Source organism: Stenotrophomonas sp. C9D9, from assembly GCF_056491205.1.
In genome coordinates, this window is the sequence record NZ_JBSZIF010000004.1 from 1 (window position 1) to 17,986 (window position 17,986).

Sequence of the window (17,986 nt, forward strand, 5' to 3'; positions counted from 1 at the left end):
CCAATGGTATCAGTGCCACTGAGCGCATGCGCCTGGCAAAGGCACGCGCGTCCACCGCACCCAGCTCCGAGTGGTCGCCGCCACGGCCCTTGGCGATGTCATGGAACAGGCCGGCCAGCAGCAGCAGTTCCGGCTTGCACGGCGCGGCCAGACTTCATGCGCGATGAGAAGCGCTCGTCGGCGCGGCTGCTGGCGAACTGGCCGACGTTGCGCAGGACCATCAGCGTGTGCTGGTCGACCGTATAGACATGGAACAGGTCGAACTGCATGCGCCCGCTGACCTGGGCGAACGCGGGAATCCACTGGCCAAGCACGCCCAGCCGCGCCATGCGCGAAAGCGTATCGACCGGACGCTGGCCGCGCAGCAGGGCCAGGAACTGCTCGCGTGCATCGGAGTCGGCCTGGTCATAGGCCGGCAGCAGCGGCAGCGACTCGGCCAGTGCACGCGCGGTCAGCGAGTGCAGTCCGCGCACCTGCGGGTTGTTGGCCCAGCTGGAAAACAGTGCGAACACCTGGCCGATGTCGCCGCGCGGCCAGTCGGCCTCGTTGGCGGCCAGGTAGCCACGGCGCAGGGAAAAGCCCACGGTCAGCGGTTCCGGCTGGGCCTCGCCATCGAATTGTTCCTCGAAGCGCTGCAGCAGGCGGTCGCTGATCCGGCGCACCACCAGCGCGGCGCGGTAGAAGCCCTGCATCATTTTTTCGACACCGAGATTCTCGGCATCGTCTTCGAAGCCCAGTCGCGCGGCCAGAGTCTTCTGGTAATCGAAACGCAGGCGCTCTTCCGGACGGCGCGCGACCAGGTGCAGGCCGAAGCGCAACCGCGCCAGCACGGCACGTTCGCGCTTCAACGCCGCGGCTTCGTCAGCGCCCAGATGGCCGAGCCCGACCAGGGCCTCCAGGTCGCGCACGCCGAAGGCACGCAACGCCATCCAGCCCAGCGTGTTGAGATCGCGCAGGCCGCCGGGGCCATCCTTCAGGTCCGGCTCCAGGTTGTCGGCGGTATCGCCGAAGCGCTGGTGGCGGTTGCGCAGCTCTTCCAGCTTGGCCAGGAAAAAGCTGCGTGCCGGCCACAGCTCGCGGTCGTCGATGGCCTCGCGCAGCGCGCGGCGCGCGGCATCATCGGCCAGGATCGGACGCGCCTCGATCAGCGCGGTCAGCACGGTCTGGTCAGCTGCCGCCTCGCGGCACTGCGATGCCGAACGCACCGCATGGCTGACGGCCAATCCGCAGTCCCACAGCAGCGCGAACAGGCGCGCCAATGCCGCTTCGTGCGCCAGCTGTGCCGGCGGATCGCCGAACACCAGCAGGTCGATGTCCGAGCGCGGGAACAGTTCACCGCGGCCATAGCCACCGACCGCGAACAGCGACAGGCCACTGTCGGCCGGCAGGCAGCGCTGCCAGGCCAGGCGGATCAGATGGTCGGCAGCGCGCGCGCGCAGCGCCAGCAGGCGCTCGATGTTGTCGCCCTGGTCGAAGCGGCGGTACAGGCGCGCGTCGGCCTGCTGCAGCGCCTGGCGCGCGGCAGCAGCCCAATCCGGGTCGTTGAGCGACGCGGCCGGCGTGTCCAGCAGCGAACTCGCCGGCAGCATCTTCAGGAGACCTGCGACTCGCCTGGCGACAGGGTCAGCACGTCCACGCCGGTCTCGGTGACCGCGATCATGTGCTCCCACTGCGCCGACAGCTTGCGGTCCTGGGTCACCACGGTCCAGCCGTCCGGCAGCACCTTGTTGTAGCGGGTGCCCTCGTTGATCATCGGCTCGATGGTGAAGGTCATGCCCGGCTGCAGCACCAGGCCCTGGCCCGGGCGGCCGTAATGCACCACCTGCGGCTCGTCGTGGTAGACCTTGCCGATGCCGTGGCCGCAGTACTCGCGCACCACGCTGAAACGCTCGCCTTCGGCATAGCTCTGGATGGCGTGGCCGATGTCGCCCAGGGTGGCGCCCGGACGCACCGCACGGATGCCGCGCCACATGGCTTCGTAAGTGGTTTCCACCAGGCGACGGGCCATCACCGACGGGGTGCCGACGAAGTACATGCGGCTGGTGTCGCCGTGCCAGCCGTCCTTGATGACGGTGACGTCGATATTGATGATGTCGCCATCCTTGAGCACCTTCCCTTCGCTGGGAATGCCGTGGCAGATGACATTGTTGACCGAGGTGCACACGGTCTTCGGGAAGCCGCGGTAGCCGACGTTGGCCGGAATGGCGCCCTGCACGTTCACGATATGGTCGTGGCAGATGCGGTCCAGTTCCTCGGTGGTGACACCGGGCTTGACGTGGGGGGTGACGATGTCGAGCACTTCGCTGGCCAGGCGGCCGGCGATGCGCATCATCTCGATTTCCTGCGGGGTTTTCAGATTCACGCTCATGGCACCCATTATCGCCGATCCGGCCGCAATCTGAACGAACGCCACCCAACTGGCGATCCGGGCCATGCGCGGTTCCGGCAAGGAAAGTGAAAGCGTGATGCCCTCCACTCTTTCGCCTGCCTATTTATCACGGATTACAGACACTTACGCCTCCTAAGCTGGACCCACTGTCGTCAAAGCGGCGCCGAACGTGCCGTCTTCGCCTTGTTCAACAGACCTTCGGGTCAGGGAGGTTGTCCATGCGATCCCCAGTTCGATCCCCGCTGACATGGGTCGTGGCCGGGCTCCTGCTGTCCAGCCCGGCGTTGGCCGCCGACACCACCACCTTCAACGTCACGCTGGTGGTCACCAAGGCCTGCACCATCACGGCGGCGGCCGCCACCAACGTCGACTTCGGCACCGCCGCCTCGACCACCGCCACGCCCACCCTGGGCCAGGGCACGGTGACCGCGCAGTGCTCGGCACTGACGCCCTACACCATCTCGCTGAATGCGGGCGCCAATGCCAGCACGGCCAATGACGTCACCACCCGGCGGATGAAGAACACCAATGCTGCGGTGACCGCCAACAACTACGTCGGCTACCAGCTCTACCAGGACGCCGCCCATACCCTGGTCTGGGGCGCCACGTCCGGTACCAATACCCAGGCCGGCATCGGCACCGGCCTGGCCGTGCCCTACATCGTCTACGGCCAGATCCTGAACCTGAGCACCAACAACCCGGCTACCGGTAACTACCTGGATACGGTTACCGCCACGATCACCTATTGATGGAGCACGCCTGCATGGCCGGACCCCGCCCGTGGCGCGCCACCGGCGTGGCGCTGCTCGCCCTGTACCTGCTGGCCACCACCACCGCAGGCGCCACCAGCCTGCAGGTCGCCCCGACCAGCCTGCAGCTGGAAGCCCGCCAGCGTGCCGGCGAGTTGTGGCTGACCAACAGCGGCACCTCGCCGGTGAAGCTGCAGGTGCGCGTGTTCCGCTGGGTGCAGAGAACGGCCAGGAACAGCTGCTGCCCACCGATGAAAGTGATGGCCACGCCGCCGATGCAGGAACTGGCTGCCGGCCAGCAGCAGCTGGTGCGGGTGATGCGTCCGGACCGGGAACCGCCGCCGGCACAGCGGTACTACCGCCTGATCGTCGACGAGGTGCCCGATCTGGCCACGCGCGCCGGCGGCATGCAGTTCGTGCTGCGCTATTCGATCCCGGTGTTCGTGCAGCCCTCGTCCGGCACGCTGGCACCGCGGCTGCAGGCCCGCCTGGTCCAGTTGGCGGACGGCCGCAACGGCGTGGAGGTGGCCAACTCGGGCGACGGCTACGCGCAGATCGCCGATCTCGCGCTGGGCAGCGCCCACGCGCCCGCGCATCGTCCATCCCGGGCTGCTGGGCTATGTGCTGCCCGGCCAGGTGATGCGCTGGCCGATCGAACGCACGGCAATCGACCGCGACAACGACCAGATCACGGCCAAGCTCAATGGCGAGTCGGAACAGACGCCACTGTCGGCGCCCCCCCACCGGCTCGCTGAGGCGTTGATGGGCGCGCTGTTGGCTGCCCTGGCTCCCGCGGCGACCGAGGCCGCCGATGTGTCCGGCGCGGCGGCTGATGTATCCGGCGTGTCGGCAGATGCCATCCTGCCGCCACCGACCCCGCTGACCGCCAGCCAGGCGCTGTACCTGGATGTGTCGCTCAACAGCACGCCGCGCGGCCTGCTGCCGTTCACCGAGAACCGCGGCCGGCTCAGGCCAGCCCCGACGTGCTGCGCCAGCTGGGCTTCAATGCCAGCGGCGACGCACCGGTCTACCTGGACCAGATCAGCGGCGCGGTGGTGCGCTACGACGCACACATGCAGACGCTGGCGCTGGACGTCCCGCTGGACCAGCTGACCCTGCCCACCACCGTGCTCAGCCGCCCGCAGACGCGCGCGCCCACCGGCAACGCCTCGCCGGGCGTGCTGCTCAACTACGACGTCTACGGCAGCCGGGTGGACACGCTCGGCAACCTCAGCCTGAGCTCGGAACTGCGGGTGTTCGGCATCGGCAACGGCACTTTCGAAAACACCGCCATCAGCCGCCGCTACCAGCAGCCCGGCGACCGCCGTTGGCGCGGCGAAGTGTGCGCCTGGACACACGCTGGAGCCTGGATTTCCCGGACAGTGCAACCACGCTGGAGGTCGGTGACTTCTACAGCGGCTTCGTCGACTGGACCCGCCCGGTTCGCCTGGGCGGCCTGCAGATCGGCCGCAACTACGGCCTGCCAGCCCTACCGCGTGCTCACGCCCACGCCCAGCTTCCTCGGCCAGGCGGTGGTGCCCTCCACGGTCGAGCTGTATGTCGATGGCCTACGCCAGTACAGCGGCCAGGTGCCGGTCGGGCCCTTCCAGCTGGCGGCGCAGCCCGGCATCAGCGGCACCGGCAATGCGCAGGTGGTGGTGACCGATGCATTTGGCCGCATGCAGACGCTGGATTTCAGTTTCTACGGCACCCAGCAGCTGCTGGCCAAGGGCCTGTCGGACTGGTCGGTCGGCGTCGGCCAGCTGCGCAGGGATTTCGGCGAACGCTCCTTCGCCTATGACGATCGCACGGTGGCCAGCGCCAGCTGGCGCGGCGGTTGTCACCGACACGTTCACCGGCGAAGCGCATGCCGAAGGCGGCGGTGGCCTGGCCCAGGCCGGCATCGGTGGCTGGTGGCTGCTCGGCGCTGCCGGCGTGTTCAACGCCGCCTATGCACGCAGTGATTACCACGGCCTGCAGGGTGGGCAATGGGCGCTGGGCTACAGCTGGAACAACCGTCGCTTCAACGTCAATCTGCGCAGCGTACGCAGCCACGGCTACTACCGCGACCTGGGCGCGCTGCAGGGCAACCTGCCACCAGAGCATCCAGCGAGCAGGCCACGCTCGGCCTGGACCTGCTGCGGCTGGGCACGCTCAGCGCCAGCTATCTGCGCCTGCGCTACCCGGATGGAGACGACAACCGCTATGCCAGCCTGTTCTGGTCACGTACCTGGAGCGCCAGCGCTGGTCGGCCTACCTGTCGGTGAACCAGAACGCTGGACCGCAGCGACGACCGCAGCATCTACCTGTTCGGTGACCGCCAGCCTGGGCAACAACCGCCAGGCCAGCCTCTCCAGCCAGCGCAACGGCGACAGCCGAGAGGCTGGGTGGCGGACGTCACCGGCCGGTGTCCGGCGATGGCAGCGCCGGCGGCGTCGGCTGCGCGCGCAGCTGCGCCACGGCGAGGACGGCAACGGCGGCCTGGCCGAGGTCGGCATCCTCAACGATGTCGGCCGCTATTCGTTCGGCGCCTCGCGCCAGGGTGGACTCAACTATGCCTACGCCAGCGCCAGCGGCAGCCTGGTGTGGATGGGCGGGCACGCCTTCGCCACGCGCGAGGTCTCCGATGCGTTCGCGGTGATCAGCACCAATGGGGTCGGCGGCGTCCCGGTGCGGCTGGAGAACCGCCTGATCGGCGTCACCGATGATCGCGGCCTGCTGCTGGTCAGTCCGTTGCTGTCCTGGCAGCGCAACCGGGTCTGGATCGACACCCTGGACCTGCCCGAAGACATGCGCGCCGACCGCATCGAGGACTGGGTGACCCCGCGCCAGCGCGCCGGCACCCGCGTGACCTTCCAGCTGCGCTCGCGGCCGTCGCTGAGCCTGACCCTGCTGGCGATGGACGGCCAGCCTCTGGAGGTGGGCAGCGAGGTAGCTGCCTGACGGTCGCCAGGCCACGGTCGGCTACGACGGCCTGTCTATCTGGAAGATGTCGCCGCCGGCAGCGTGCTGTACGTCACCACCAGCCATGGTCCCTGCCGGGTGAAGGTGCCGGACCTGCCCAAGGTGGTGGCGTCCGGCGCCCGGCCGAAGCCGGCACCGCAGCAGTGCATCCGGAGGTCGCGCCATGAGGGTACTGCTGCTCGTCCTGCTGCTGTGGGCCGGCCTGCTGGCAGCGGCGCCTGCCAGTGCCCCGCGGTCTGCACGGCGGTCGCCAATCCGACCCTGCCGTTCGGCAACATCAACAGCAATGCACCCGGCCCGAGCACGGCCAACCTCAACATCACGGTGACCTGCACCACCGCTGCGCTGAGCCTGCTGGCCACCACCGGCGTGCGCGTCTGCGTGGGCATCGGCGCAGGCAGTGGCGGCGGCAGCAGTTCCACGTTCCGCACGATGGCCACCTCCACCAGCGACACGATGAATTTCCAGCTGTACAACAACGCCAGCTTCGGCCAGGTCACTGGCCTGGCTGCCGCACGGCACGCCCCCGGCGCAGGAACTGACCATGAGCTACAACGTGCCGCTGCTGACCGGCGGCAGCGGCGCACAGACGGTGCAGCTGCTCGGGCAGATCCCGGCCAACCAGGTCCTGGCCTCCGGCGCGTACAGCAGCACCTTCAGCGGTGCCAGCGTGGTGTACCGGCACTGGAACGAAGTCCTGCTCGGCACCGCCACCATTCCCGCCACCTGCAACGGCGGCGCCACCGGTACCAACAGCGCGAGTGCGGCCTTCAGCTTCACCGCCACCGCCAATGTGCTGCCGCAATGCGGCAGCTACGTCACCACCAACATGAACTTCGGCAACGTCACCGGTGGCATCCCGGCCAACATCGACCAGACCGCAACCCTTGGCCCTGACCTGCTCTGAAGAACACCGCCTTCCAGGTCGGTCTCAACAACGGCCAGAACAATCCCACCGCCACCACCACCCGGCGCATGGCCACCACCATTGGCGGCAGCACCTACTACCTCACCTACAAGCTCTACCGGGACGCGGCACGGAGCCAGCGCTGGGGCAACCGTTGACCATCGATACGGCCAGCGGCGCACCGGCACCGGCAGCGCGCCAGCACTTCACCATCTATGGCCGGGTACCGCCGGTCACCGGCCAGCCTCCGGCCGGCACCTACAACGACCTGGTGCAGGTGACGATCACTTATTGACCTGCGTGCCGACCAACGGTTGGCACCCGCCGGGGGCGATCCGCGTGCCGACCAACGGTCGGCGCCCGCCGGTGGATTGCGGTGCGCAAACGGATGCCGGGCAAGCGCGACGCTGCAACTTCCAGGCGCATCCGCGCCAGATACCGCGCAGCAGAGTCTTTTCGGTTGCGGTGGATGGCAGGTGGTTCGTGCATTTCTGATCGGGGCGATGCTAAGTCGCCAGCCTGCCGACATGGGCCGAACCCAGCACCGGCGCCCTGCAGATCCGGCTGACCGTGGTCGAATCCTGCAGCGACGATGGCGGTGGCGTCCGCTGCCGGCGCCGCACCAGCGCAGTGACGCGCCCCAGGTGCCGCCCCAGGTCCGCCCGAGCTCGCGCCACCGGCAACGGACGTGAACGCAACACCCTCCGTGACCCTCATCTACTGATGCGCGCGCTGCTGACCCTGCTGGCACTACTGCTGGCCCTGCCCGCCGCGGCGCTGGAGCTGTTGCCGACCACCCTGCAGCTGCCGGCCCAGGGCGGCCGCGCCGAGCTGTGGCTGCACAACCCGGGCCCGGCCGCTGGCAGGGCCGAGGTCAGGTGCTGGCCTGGGATCAGCAGCTGGATGCCGAACGGCTGCAGCCAAGCGACCGGATCCGGGTCAGCCCGGCGCGCCTGGACCTCGCGCCCGGCAGTACCCAGCGCGTCTGGCTGCTGCCAGCCGAGCCGGCGGCGGTCGGTGAACAGGCCTATCGGATCGTATTGGCGCCGTCGCTGGCAGGGCTGCCGCGCTATTCCCTGCCACTGTTCCGCGGCCCAGCGGCAACACCGTTGCATGCCCGCCTGCAGGGCCGCGTCGAGGCCCAGGCGTCGCAGCCCGCACTGCGACTCAGCAATACCGGTACCCTGCACGGCCGCCTGCACGATCTCGTTCATCACAGCGGACAGCCAGAAGTCAAACGCTGCTGACGGCTGGCCTGGCCGGCTACATCCTGGCGGGCCATGAACGCCGCTGGCCCCTGCCTGCCCGCGCCGATGGCTATGCTGGAGGCCGCTTCAGAAGGCACGCCTGCAGGACGGCCGCGAGGTCGATCTGGCCACTGCTGACCCTGCAATTGCAGCAAGCGCCCCCAGCGGGCTATAATCGACCGGATTCCTGCCGCCAGCGTGCGCGGGAACCCGTCCACACCGGACGTCACCGGTGAATCCACACCTGCTGCCCCCATCCGTGCCGGGGTGCTCCGCAAGGAGTTCGGCCACGGAGGCAACAGGGAAGCCCAACCCCGGAACCGATCGCGCTTCCACGCGTCCCGCATACCTATCCCCGCGGGCGGAATCGCTGGTTCCATACTCAGGAGTATTGCAATGCCCCAGGTCACCATGCGTCAGATGCTGGAAGCCGGCGTCCACTTCGGCCACCAGACCCGCTACTGGAACCCGAAGATGGCTGGCCGTGCATCTTTGGCGCCCGCGGCAAGATCCACATCATCAACCTGGAAAAGACCGTCCCGCTGTTCAACGACGCGATGAACTTCATCTCGTCGGTTGCCCAGAAGCGCGGCACCGTCCTGTTCCTGGGCACCAAGCGCAGCGCCCGCAAAACCGTCAAGGAAGAAGCCGAGCGTTGCAGCATGCCGTTCATGAACCAGCGTTGGCTGGGCGGCACCCTGACCAACTTCCGTACCGTCAAGCAGTCGGTTGCCCGCCTTGAAGGAACTGGAAGCCGGTGAAACCGACGGCACCTTCGAGAAGCTGGTCAAGCACGAAGTGCTGGGCCTGCGTCGCGAGCGCGACAAGCTGGAAGCCTCGCTGGGCGGCATCAAGGACATGAACCGTCTGCCGGACTGCCATCTTCGTGATCGACATCGGCCACGAAGACATCGCGATCAAGGAAGCCAAGAAGCTGGGCATCCCGGTCATCGCCGTGGTCGACACCAACTACAACCCGGAACTGGTTGATTACGCCATCCCGGGCAACGACGACGCCATCCGCGCTGTGCAGCTGTACGCCCGCGCCGCTGCCGACGCCGTGCTGGAAGGTAAGGCCGCTGCTCCGCACGCCGCTTCGGTGCGCGAGGAAGAGTTCGCTGAAGCCGCTGCTGAAGGCGAAGAGAAGCCGGCCCGCCGCGCTCCGGCCAAGAAGGCTGCCAAGAAGGGCGACGACGCCCAGGCCTGATCCAGGCCCCGGGGTGGACGCCCGGCGTCCACCCTCCCTGCACGCCGCCCTTGGCGCGTGACAGGACCGTGTCACACGGGCCGGCCACCATGCCGGCCCAACCCCTTTCTTTCGTGAGGTAATCCCGTGGAAATCACTGCTTCCCTGGTCAAGGAACTGCGCGAGCGCACCGGCGCCGGCATGATGGAATGCAAGAAGGCGCTTACCGAAGCCAACGGCGACATCAACGCTGCTGCTGAAGCCATGCGCAAGTCCGGCGCTGCCAAGGCCGACAAGAAGGCTGACCGCGTGGCCGCCGAAGGCCGTCTGGGCCTGGCCCAGGACGGCGGCAAGGCCGTGCTGGTCGAAGTCAACTCGGAAACCGACTTCGTCGCCAACGACGACAACTTCAAGTCCTTCGTCAACGCCGTCGCCGCCGCTGCCCTGGCATCGGGCGCCACCGACGTCGAAGCCGTGAAGGCTGCCAAGCTGGCCGACGGCCGCACCGTTGAAGAAGCCCGCGCCACCGCCGTGCAGACCCTGGGTGAGAACATCCAGATCCGTCGCATGGTGAAGGTGGATGGCAACAACACCATCGGCGCCTACGTCCACACCAACGGCAAGGTCGGCGTTCTGGTCGACCTGGTCGGCGGCGACGTCGAGCTGGCCCGTGGCCTGGCCATGCACGTGGCCGCGCTGAAGCCGCCGCACAACAAGGCTGCGGACGTCCCGGCCGAGTTCGTCGAGAAGGAAAAGGAAATCGAGCTGGCCAAGATGTCCGAGAAGGACAAGGCCAAGCCGGCCGACATCCTGGAAAAGATCATCAGCGGCAAGATCAACAAGATCGTCAGCGACGTGACCCTGTACGGCCAGACCTACGTGCTGGGCGACACCACCGTCGAGCAGGTGGTCAAGGCCGCTGGCGCCGACGTGGCAGGCTTCAAGCTGCTGATCGTCGGCGAAGGCATCGAGAAGGTGGTGGAAGACTACGCCGCCGAAGTTGCCAAGGCGATGCAGGTCTGATTCCAGCCTTCCGGCTGTGAAGCGACCAGAAGGAGCCGCGGGAAACCGCGGCTCTTTTTTTATGCCGGTGAACCTGTCGGTGCGCACCGTTGGTGCGCACAGCCTCCGTTGGTGCGCACAACCGGCACCTTTGCGTTGCGCGCGAATCAAGCCGATACTCGGCGCAGGGAATCCACAGTCACATAGCAGGAACGAAAATCGCGGACTGTGATGCATTCCTAGGTATTCTTGTCCTAATGGAATTGAACGACCCGACATGCCTCCCGAGCTGACAGCTGCCCTGGCGCTCTGCCGCAACCTGCCTTCGCCACCCGGTATTGCCCTGCGCATCATCGAACTGGCCCAGGACCCGGAAGCGGACATCGCCACCGCCGCCGACATCATCGCCATCGACATGGCGCTGAGCGCTCGCATGCTGCGCATCGCCAATTCGCCGCTGTATGCCAGCCGCCGCCGCATCGAGAACCTCGGCCAGGCGCTGACCATGCTGGGCCTGAACGCCACGATCAGCCTCGCCCTGGGCTTCACCGTCACCCAGGGCCTGACCGGCGGCACCGGCGCCGACCATGACCTGCGCCAGCGCGCGTGGAAGCGCAGCATCCTCAGCGCCCTGGCCGCCAGCCAGCTGGGCCAGGCGCGCGGTCTGCGCCGGCTGGAGGAACTGATGCTGGCCGGCCTGCTGCAGGACCTGGGCGTGCTGTGCCTGGCCCAGGCCGAGTCGGAGCGCTACCTGCCGCTGCTGCGCGAGGCACGCGACAACATCGACCTGGTCGCCCGCGAGCGCGAGGAACTGGGCTGCAGCCATGCCGAGGTCGGCGCCTGGGTGGCCGAGCAATGGGGCCTGCCCCGCTACCTGGTCGAGAGCATCAGCCACAGCGAGGACGAGGACGCCGCCGAATCGCCGTTCCAGGCCTGCGTGCAGCTGTCCGGCGCGGTGGCCGACATCTGGCTGGATACCGACGCCGATGCCGCGCGTGAGCGCGCCCTGCAGCAGGTGCACGACCGCCTGGAACTGGACAGCGCGCGCTTCGACCAGGTCCTGGCCCGCATCAGCGAGGCCCTGCCCGATATCGCCAGCCTGTTCGATGCCGGCCTCAATTCACCGTCCCGGGTGCGCGAACTGATCGATCACGCGCAGGAGCTGGCCACGCTGCGCAACCTGCGCGAACTGCAGGATGCCGACCAGGCACGCCGCCGCGCCGACGAGTTCGAGGCACGCGCCAAGCGCCTCGCCGACCAGGCCCATCGTGACGCGCTGACCGGCGTGCTCAACCGCCGCCAGCTGGAAGCGGTGCTGGAGCAGGAATTCCTGCGCGCCGGCCGCCAGGGCTGGCCGTTGTCGGTGGCCTTCATCGACCTGGACGACTTCAAGAAGATCAACGACGCCCACGGCCACCTGACCGGCGACGAGGTGCTGCGCGCCTTCGCCGGCAAGCTGCAGGGCCAGCTGCGCAACAGCGACACCGTCGCCCGCTTCGGCGGCGAGGAATTCGTCGCGCTGCTGCCCAATACCAGCGAAAGCGTGGCCCTGGACGTGATCCGCCGGGTACTGGCCAACATCGTCGCCACGCCGATGGCCGAGCTGGAAGGGGGGCCGCTGTTCGTCACCTTCTCCGCCGGCGTGGCCACCCAGGGTGGCTACGAGCGCTTCGCCGACGTGCAGGACCTGCTGCGCGCGGCCGACGATGTGCTGTACCGCTCCAAGAACCTGGGCCGCAACCGGGTGATCGCCCGCTGACCGGGCGCCCTCGGCCACGACGAGCTGTCGGCCACCGCCGGCGCCGAGCTGGGCTGAAGGGGGAAGCCCCGGTTGACCGGGGCGAATCACCGGATTCTGCGCCGCAGTGCACAAAACACTTTGGCACGACGCCGCATGCGCGTAGAATCGCCCGCGATTTCCACGCACCCGAGGTCCCCATGTCCAAGCTCGCCTATCGCCGCATCCTTCTGAAACTGTCCGGGGAGGCGCTGATGGGAGATGAGGACTACGGCATCGACCCGAAGATCATCAATCGCCTGGCCCGCGAGGTCATCGAAGCCCAGCAGGCCGGTGCCGAAGTGGCGCTGGTGATCGGCGGCGGCAACATCTTCCGCGGCGCCGGCCTGGCTGCTGGCGGCATGGACCGGGTCACCGGCGACCAGATGGGCATGCTGGCCACGGTCATCAACGCCCTGGCCATGCAGGACGCCCTCGAGAAGCTGGGCGCCAAGGCCCGCGTGATGAGCGCGATCAAGATCAACGACGTGTGCGAGGACTACATCCGCCGCCGCGCCATCCGCCACCTGGAAAAGGGCCGCCTGGTGATCTTCGCCGCCGGCGTCGGCAGCCCGTTCTTCACCACCGATTCCGGCGCCGCCCTGCGCGCGATCGAGATCGGCGCCGACCTGCTGCTGAAGGCCACCAAGGTCGATGGCGTGTACGACAAGGACCCGAACAAGCACAGCGATGCGGTCCGCTTCGACAGCCTGAGCTACGACGAAGTGATCCGCCGTGGCCTGGAAGTGATGGACACCGCGGCCTTCGCACTGGCCCGCGACAGCGACCTGCCGATGCGCGTGTTCGACATGGGCCAGCCGGGCGAGCTGCTGAAGATCCTCAACGGCGCGAACATCGGCACCCTGGTCCAGGGCCGCGACCCGGCCTGAGCCTGAGCGCAAAGCGATGACCGGGCCGATTCAGGCCCGGCAGCGTCCCGTATTCGCCTATAATCGCCCGATTCCAGATACATCCAGGACCGGGCGATGCTCAACGACATCAAGAACAACGCGCAGACGCGCATGGCCAAGAGCATCGACGCTCTGAAGCACACCCTCACCTCCATCCGGACCGGGCGTGCCACGCCTGCCCTGCTGGACCGCGTGACGGTCAGTGCCTATGGCAACGCCAGCACCCCGCTGAACCAGGTTGCCTCGATCTCCAACGCCGACGCGCACTCGCTGCTGGTCACGCCGTTCGACAAGAGCATGATCAAGGAGATCGAGAAGGGTCTCTACAACGCCGAGTTCACCCCGAACACCCTGGGCACCGCGATCCGCATCAACATGCCGCCGCCGACCGAAGAGCGCCGCAAGGAGCTGGCCAAGCAGGTGCAGAAGGAAGGTGAAGGCGCCAAGATCGCGATCCGCAACATCCGCCAGGACGCGAACAAGGAAATCGCCAAGCTGGTCAAGGACAAGGCGATCAGCGAAGACGAGAAGAAGCGCGGCGAAGACGACATCCAGAAGCTGACCGACGCCAACATCAAGGACGTCGACAAGGTCGTCGCCGACAAGGAAAAAGAACTGCTGTCGGTCTGAAGTCGATGCCTTCAGCCCCGCCTCCGTTGCCGGCCGCCCTGCCCCGCCACATTGCCATCATCATGGATGGCAATGGGCGCTGGGCACAGCAGCGCCGTCGCCCCCGCGTGATCGGCCACCGTGCCGGCGCGCGCGCGGTCAACCGCACCATCGAGCGCTGCCTTGAACTGGGCATTCCGGCGCTGACCCTGTTCGCCTTCTCCAGCGAGAACTGGGGCCGGCCGCAGGAGGAAGTGGATGCGTTGATGAAGCTGTTCCTCGGCGCACTCGACCGCGAAGTGGACGAGCTGCACCGGCGTGGCGTGCGCGTACGCTTCATCGGCGAACGCGAGCGCTTCGGTGCAGGGCTGGTCAGCCGCATGCAGCTGGCCGAGCAGCGCACCGCCGACAACACCACCCTGACCCTGTCGATCGCCGCCAGCTATGGTGGCCGCCAGGACATCGCCCGCGCCGCGCGCGCCCTGGCCGTCGAAGTGGCGGCCGGTCGCCTGTTGCCCGAGCAGATCCGACGAATCGCTGCTGGGCAGCCAGGTCGCCCTGGCCGACCTGCCGCCGCCGGACCTGTTCATCCGCACCGGCGGCGACACCCGCATCAGCAATTTCCTGCTGTGGCAGCTGGCCTACACCGAGCTGTGGTTCACCGAGGCCCTGTGGCCGGACTTCGATGCCGGGCAGCTGCAGCAGGCGCTTGACGCCTATGCCGGCCGCGAGCGTCGTTTCGGCCTGACCAGCGCCCAGATCGCCGCACTGGCCACCGAGACTTCCAGCCCATGACCAAGACCCGAGTCCTCGCCGCACTGATCATGGCGCCGGTTGCCATTGCGGCGATCCTGCTGCTGCCCACGCAATGGCTGGCCGCCGCCGCCGCCGCGGTGCTGCTGATCGGCCTGTGGGAATGGCTGAAGCTGGCCGGTATCGAAGACACCCTGGCGCGCACCGTGCTGCTGGTGCTGAACCTGCTGCTGATGGTGCTGCTGGTCTGGGCCGATGGCAGTACGCTGGTGCTGTTCCAGATAACCACCCTGGCCGGCGTTGCCTGGTGGCTGGCCGCGCTGGTCTGGCTGCGCTTCTTCAACTTCGGTGCACAACCGTCGGCGCCCTCGCGCATCCTGAAGATGCTGGCCGGCACCCTGGCCATCGTGCCGGCCTGGGCCGCGCTGGTGCTGATCCATGCCGGTGGCGATCCGCCGGGCAAGCAGGGCCACCTGTGGCTGCTGGCTGCACTGGCGCTGGTGTGGGCGGCCGACTCGGGCGCCTATTTCGCCGGCCGCCATTTCGGCAGGCACAAGCTGGCCCCGCGGATCAGCCCCAACAAGACCTGGGAAGGCCTGTTCGGCGGCCTGCTGGCCGGTGTCGCCGTGGCCGTCGGCCTGGGCTGGCTGGCCGGCATCGATACCGCACACCTGCCGGGGCTGCTGATCACCTCGGTGGTGGCCGTGTTCGCCTCGGTGCTGGGTGACCTGTTCGAGAGCCTGATCAAGCGCCACGCCGGCGCCAAGGATTCGGGCCACCTGATCCCCGGCCATGGCGGCGTGCTCGACCGTGTCGACGGCGTCCTCGCCGCCGTGCCGGTGTTCGCGCTGGGCAAGGAAATCTTCGGGTTCTGACCATGAATGCTGCTGCAGACCTGCGCCGGGTCGCCGTATTCGGCGCCACCGGCTCGATTGGTGCCTCCACGCTGGACGTGATCGCCCGCCACCCGCAGCGCTACCAGGCCACGGTGCTCGCCGCCGGTCGCCAGGTGCAGGCGCTGTTGGCGTTGTGCCGCCAACACAAACCCGCGCACGCGGTGATCGCCGACGAGTCGCTGTTCGCCGAACTGCGTGACGGCCTGCGCGACGCCGGACTGGCCACCGAGGCCCATGCAGGCAATGCCGCGCTGGACCAGCTGGCCGCCAGCGACGCCTGCGACACCGTGGTCGCGGCCATTGTCGGCGCTGCCGGCCTGTCCTCGACCCTGGCCGCGGCCGCCGCGGGCAAGCGCATCCTGCTGGCCAACAAGGAATCGCTGGTGCTGGCCGGCGAACTGCTGACCCGCACCGCCGAACGTGCCGGTGCCGAAATCATCCCGATCGACAGCGAACACAGCGCGATCTTCCAGTGCCTGCGCTCGCGCGACGCCAGCGTCGACGGCGCCGGGGTGCGCCGGATCCTGCTGACCGCCTCCGGCGGCCCGTTCCGTGGCCGCAGCCGCGCCGAGCTGGCCCAGGTCACCCCGGCCCAGGCCGTTGCCCACCCGAAGTGGTCGATGGGGCCGAAGATCTCGGTCGATTCGGCGACGTTGATGAACAAGGGCCTGGAAGTCATCGAGGCCCACCACCTGTTCGGCGTGCCCGGCGAACGCATTGAGGTGCTGGTACACCCGCAGAGCCTGGTCCATTCGCTGGTCGAGTTCGTTGACGGTTCGACCCTGGCGCAGATGGGCCTGCCGGACATGCGTACCACCCTGGCCGTCGGCCTGGGCTGGCCGCAGCGCATCGAATCGGGCGTGGCCGGGCTGGACCTGCTGGCCCAGGGCCGGCTGGATTTCGAAGCCCCGGACACCAACGCCTTCCCCTGCCTGGCCCTGGCCTGGCAGGCAATGCAGGCCGGCGGCACCGCGCCGGCGGTGCTGAACGCCGCCAATGAAGAGGCGGTTTCAGCGTTTCTTCAGGGCCGGATCGGTTTCCTGACGATCCCGGAGCTGGTTGCTAACGCTCTTTCAACACTGCCGACCCAGCCAGCCGATACACTGGAGGTCCTGTTGTCCGCCGACCAGCGGGCACGCCAGCTCACCCTGAACGCCATCGACGCCGCCTGAACGACCGCCTCGCCCAGCATGACGCCGCCGCCCCTGCCCGCCACTGTGAGCCTGCATGACTGACTTCATCGGATCGGTCTGGTGGATGATTGTCAGCCTCGGGCTGCTGGTCACGTTCCACGAGTTCGGGCATTACTGGGTCGGGCGCCTGTGCGGGGTCAAGATCCTGCGTTTCTCGGTCGGCTTCGGCCGGCCGCTGTGGTCGCGTCGCGACAGGCACGGTACCGAGTTCGCCATCGCCGCCATCCCGCTGGGTGGCTACGTGAAGTTCCTCGACGAACGCGAGGTCGAAGTCCACCCGCACGAACGCGGCCAGGCCTTCAACCACAAGACCGTCTGGCAGCGCATCGCCATTGTCGCCGCCGGCCCCATCGCCAACCTGCTGCTGTGCATCCTCCTGCTGTGGGCGATGTTCGTGATCGGCAAGCAGGATTACTCGCCCACCATCGGCCGCGTCAGCGGCATCGCCGCCAGTGCCGGCCTGGCCAGCGGCGACCGCGTGCTGCGCGTGGACGACCGCCAGGTAGTCACCCTCGGCGAGGCCAGCATGGCGCTGACAGCGGCCGCGATGGACCGCCGCGACGTGAAGCTGGAAGTGCTGGATACGGCCGACCAGGTGCGCACGCGCACCCTGCCGCTGTCGCAGCTGCCGGCGGGTTTCGATGAACGGCGGGTGCCGATCCTGGCCGGCATGTACTGGCAGTCGTGGCTGCAGCCGGCGCTGGTCGAGTCGCTGACCCCGGATTCGGTCGTCAGCGGGCAACTGCAGCCGGGCGACCTGATCGTGGCCATCGACGGCCAGCGCATCGACGGCGCCGACCAGGTGATCGGTGAGATCCAGGCGCTGGGGCGTGCCGGTGGCCCGGGCATGATCGAGGTCCTGCGTGGCGGCGAGCGCCTGGCGCTGGAAGTCACGCCGCGCAAGGGCCAGGACGCCAAGGGCGACCCCGCCTGGCAGATCGGCGTTCAGTTCCCGACCAAGTTCAGCCCGCCGTACGACACCCTGCTGCGCTACGGCCCGCTGGATTCGGTCACCGTCGCGGTGCGTGAAACCGGCCGCCTGGCGGCCGACTCGCTGGGCATGATGGGCCGCATCGTGACCGGCAAGGCCTCGCTGCAGAACGTTTCCGGGCCGGTCACCATCGCCCGCGTGGCCAATGTCTCGGCCAAGCGCGGCCTCGACTGGTTCCTGCAGTTCCTTGCCCTGCTGTCCCTCAGCCTGTGCATCATCAACCTGCTGCCGATCCCGATCTTGGACGGCGGCCACCTGCTGTATTACCTTATCGAGTTGGTCAAGGGCAGCCCGCTGAGCGAGCGTGCCATCGCCGCCGGCCAATACATCGGCCTGGCGTTGCTGGCCGGGCTGATGGGGTTGGCGTTCTACAACGACATCCTCGGCCTGGTCCCGCGATGAACTTTTCCAC

The 17,986-nt window shown here is 68.1% G+C and carries 13 protein-coding genes and 4 pseudogenes; 15 read left to right on the forward strand and 2 right to left on the reverse strand.

Annotation, left to right across the window (positions count from 1 at the left end):
- Both ACXI0D_RS05430 and map read right to left on the reverse strand, forming a co-directional pair.
- A pseudogene (locus ACXI0D_RS05430) lies at positions 1–1,571 on the reverse strand ([protein-PII] uridylyltransferase family protein); the annotation flags it as partial.
- Positions 1,572–1,591: 20 nt separating this feature from the next.
- Entirely contained in the window at positions 1,592–2,434 is an 843-nt protein-coding gene (gene map, locus ACXI0D_RS05435; RefSeq protein WP_479642391.1) for a type I methionyl aminopeptidase, read from the reverse strand.
- Between the two features lie 173 nt (positions 2,435–2,607).
- Between map and ACXI0D_RS05440 the strand changes: the two genes are divergently transcribed.
- The 15 genes and pseudogenes from ACXI0D_RS05440 (at position 2,608) to rseP (ending at position 17,976) form a co-directional block, all read left to right on the forward strand.
- Complete coding sequence (locus ACXI0D_RS05440; RefSeq protein WP_049446232.1) at positions 2,608–3,138, forward strand: Csu type fimbrial protein; 531 nt, start codon at positions 2,608–2,610, stop codon at positions 3,136–3,138.
- Positions 3,139–3,152: 14 nt separating this feature from the next.
- Positions 3,153–3,893 carry a fimbrial biogenesis chaperone gene (locus ACXI0D_RS05445; RefSeq protein ID WP_479642392.1) on the forward strand — a complete coding sequence of 247 codons (741 nt, stop codon included), beginning with the start codon at positions 3,153–3,155 and terminating at the stop codon, positions 3,891–3,893.
- A 228-nt stretch (positions 3,894–4,121) separates the two neighbouring features.
- The gene (locus tag ACXI0D_RS05450) at positions 4,122–5,102 is read left to right on the forward strand and encodes a fimbria/pilus outer membrane usher protein (protein WP_479642393.1); all 981 of its coding nucleotides are present in this window, start codon (positions 4,122–4,124) and stop codon (positions 5,100–5,102) included.
- A gap of 241 nt (positions 5,103–5,343) precedes the next feature.
- Positions 5,344–6,081: a fimbria/pilus outer membrane usher protein gene (locus ACXI0D_RS05455; RefSeq protein ID WP_479642738.1), complete on the forward strand. Its 738-nt coding sequence runs from the start codon at positions 5,344–5,346 to the stop codon at positions 6,079–6,081.
- Positions 6,082–6,265: 184 nt separating this feature from the next.
- Positions 6,266–7,304, forward strand: a pseudogene (locus ACXI0D_RS05460) (Csu type fimbrial protein).
- Positions 7,305–7,887: 583 nt separating this feature from the next.
- Positions 7,888–8,256, forward strand: coding sequence for a fimbrial biogenesis chaperone (locus ACXI0D_RS05465; RefSeq protein ID WP_479642394.1), 369 nt, complete (start codon positions 7,888–7,890; stop codon positions 8,254–8,256).
- 396 nt (positions 8,257–8,652) lie between these two features.
- A pseudogene (gene rpsB / locus ACXI0D_RS05470) lies at positions 8,653–9,463 on the forward strand (30S ribosomal protein S2).
- A 126-nt stretch (positions 9,464–9,589) separates the two neighbouring features.
- Positions 9,590–10,465, forward strand: coding sequence for a translation elongation factor Ts (tsf, locus tag ACXI0D_RS05475; protein WP_049446244.1), 876 nt, complete (start codon positions 9,590–9,592; stop codon positions 10,463–10,465).
- A gap of 256 nt (positions 10,466–10,721) precedes the next feature.
- Positions 10,722–12,203: an HDOD domain-containing protein gene (locus tag ACXI0D_RS05480; RefSeq protein WP_479642395.1), complete on the forward strand. Its 1,482-nt coding sequence runs from the start codon at positions 10,722–10,724 to the stop codon at positions 12,201–12,203.
- A 179-nt stretch (positions 12,204–12,382) separates the two neighbouring features.
- On the forward strand, positions 12,383–13,111 hold the full coding sequence (gene pyrH, locus ACXI0D_RS05485; RefSeq protein ID WP_005415854.1) for a UMP kinase: 729 nt from the start codon (positions 12,383–12,385) through the stop codon (positions 13,109–13,111).
- A gap of 96 nt (positions 13,112–13,207) precedes the next feature.
- Entirely contained in the window at positions 13,208–13,762 is a 555-nt protein-coding gene (gene frr, locus ACXI0D_RS05490; protein ID WP_014036506.1) for a ribosome recycling factor, read from the forward strand.
- A gap of 5 nt (positions 13,763–13,767) precedes the next feature.
- A pseudogene (gene uppS / locus ACXI0D_RS05495) lies at positions 13,768–14,536 on the forward strand (polyprenyl diphosphate synthase).
- Positions 14,533–15,369 carry a phosphatidate cytidylyltransferase gene (locus tag ACXI0D_RS05500; protein ID WP_049446250.1) on the forward strand — a complete coding sequence of 279 codons (837 nt, stop codon included), beginning with the start codon at positions 14,533–14,535 and terminating at the stop codon, positions 15,367–15,369. The pseudogene uppS and the gene ACXI0D_RS05500 overlap by 4 nt, the downstream one beginning before the upstream one ends.
- A gap of 2 nt (positions 15,370–15,371) precedes the next feature.
- Entirely contained in the window at positions 15,372–16,562 is a 1,191-nt protein-coding gene (locus ACXI0D_RS05505; protein WP_049446251.1) for a 1-deoxy-D-xylulose-5-phosphate reductoisomerase, read from the forward strand.
- A gap of 55 nt (positions 16,563–16,617) precedes the next feature.
- A complete protein-coding gene (gene rseP / locus ACXI0D_RS05510; protein WP_049446253.1) occupies positions 16,618–17,976 on the forward strand; it encodes an RIP metalloprotease RseP in 1,359 nt (452 codons plus the stop codon).
- Positions 17,977–17,986 lie beyond the last annotated feature (10 nt).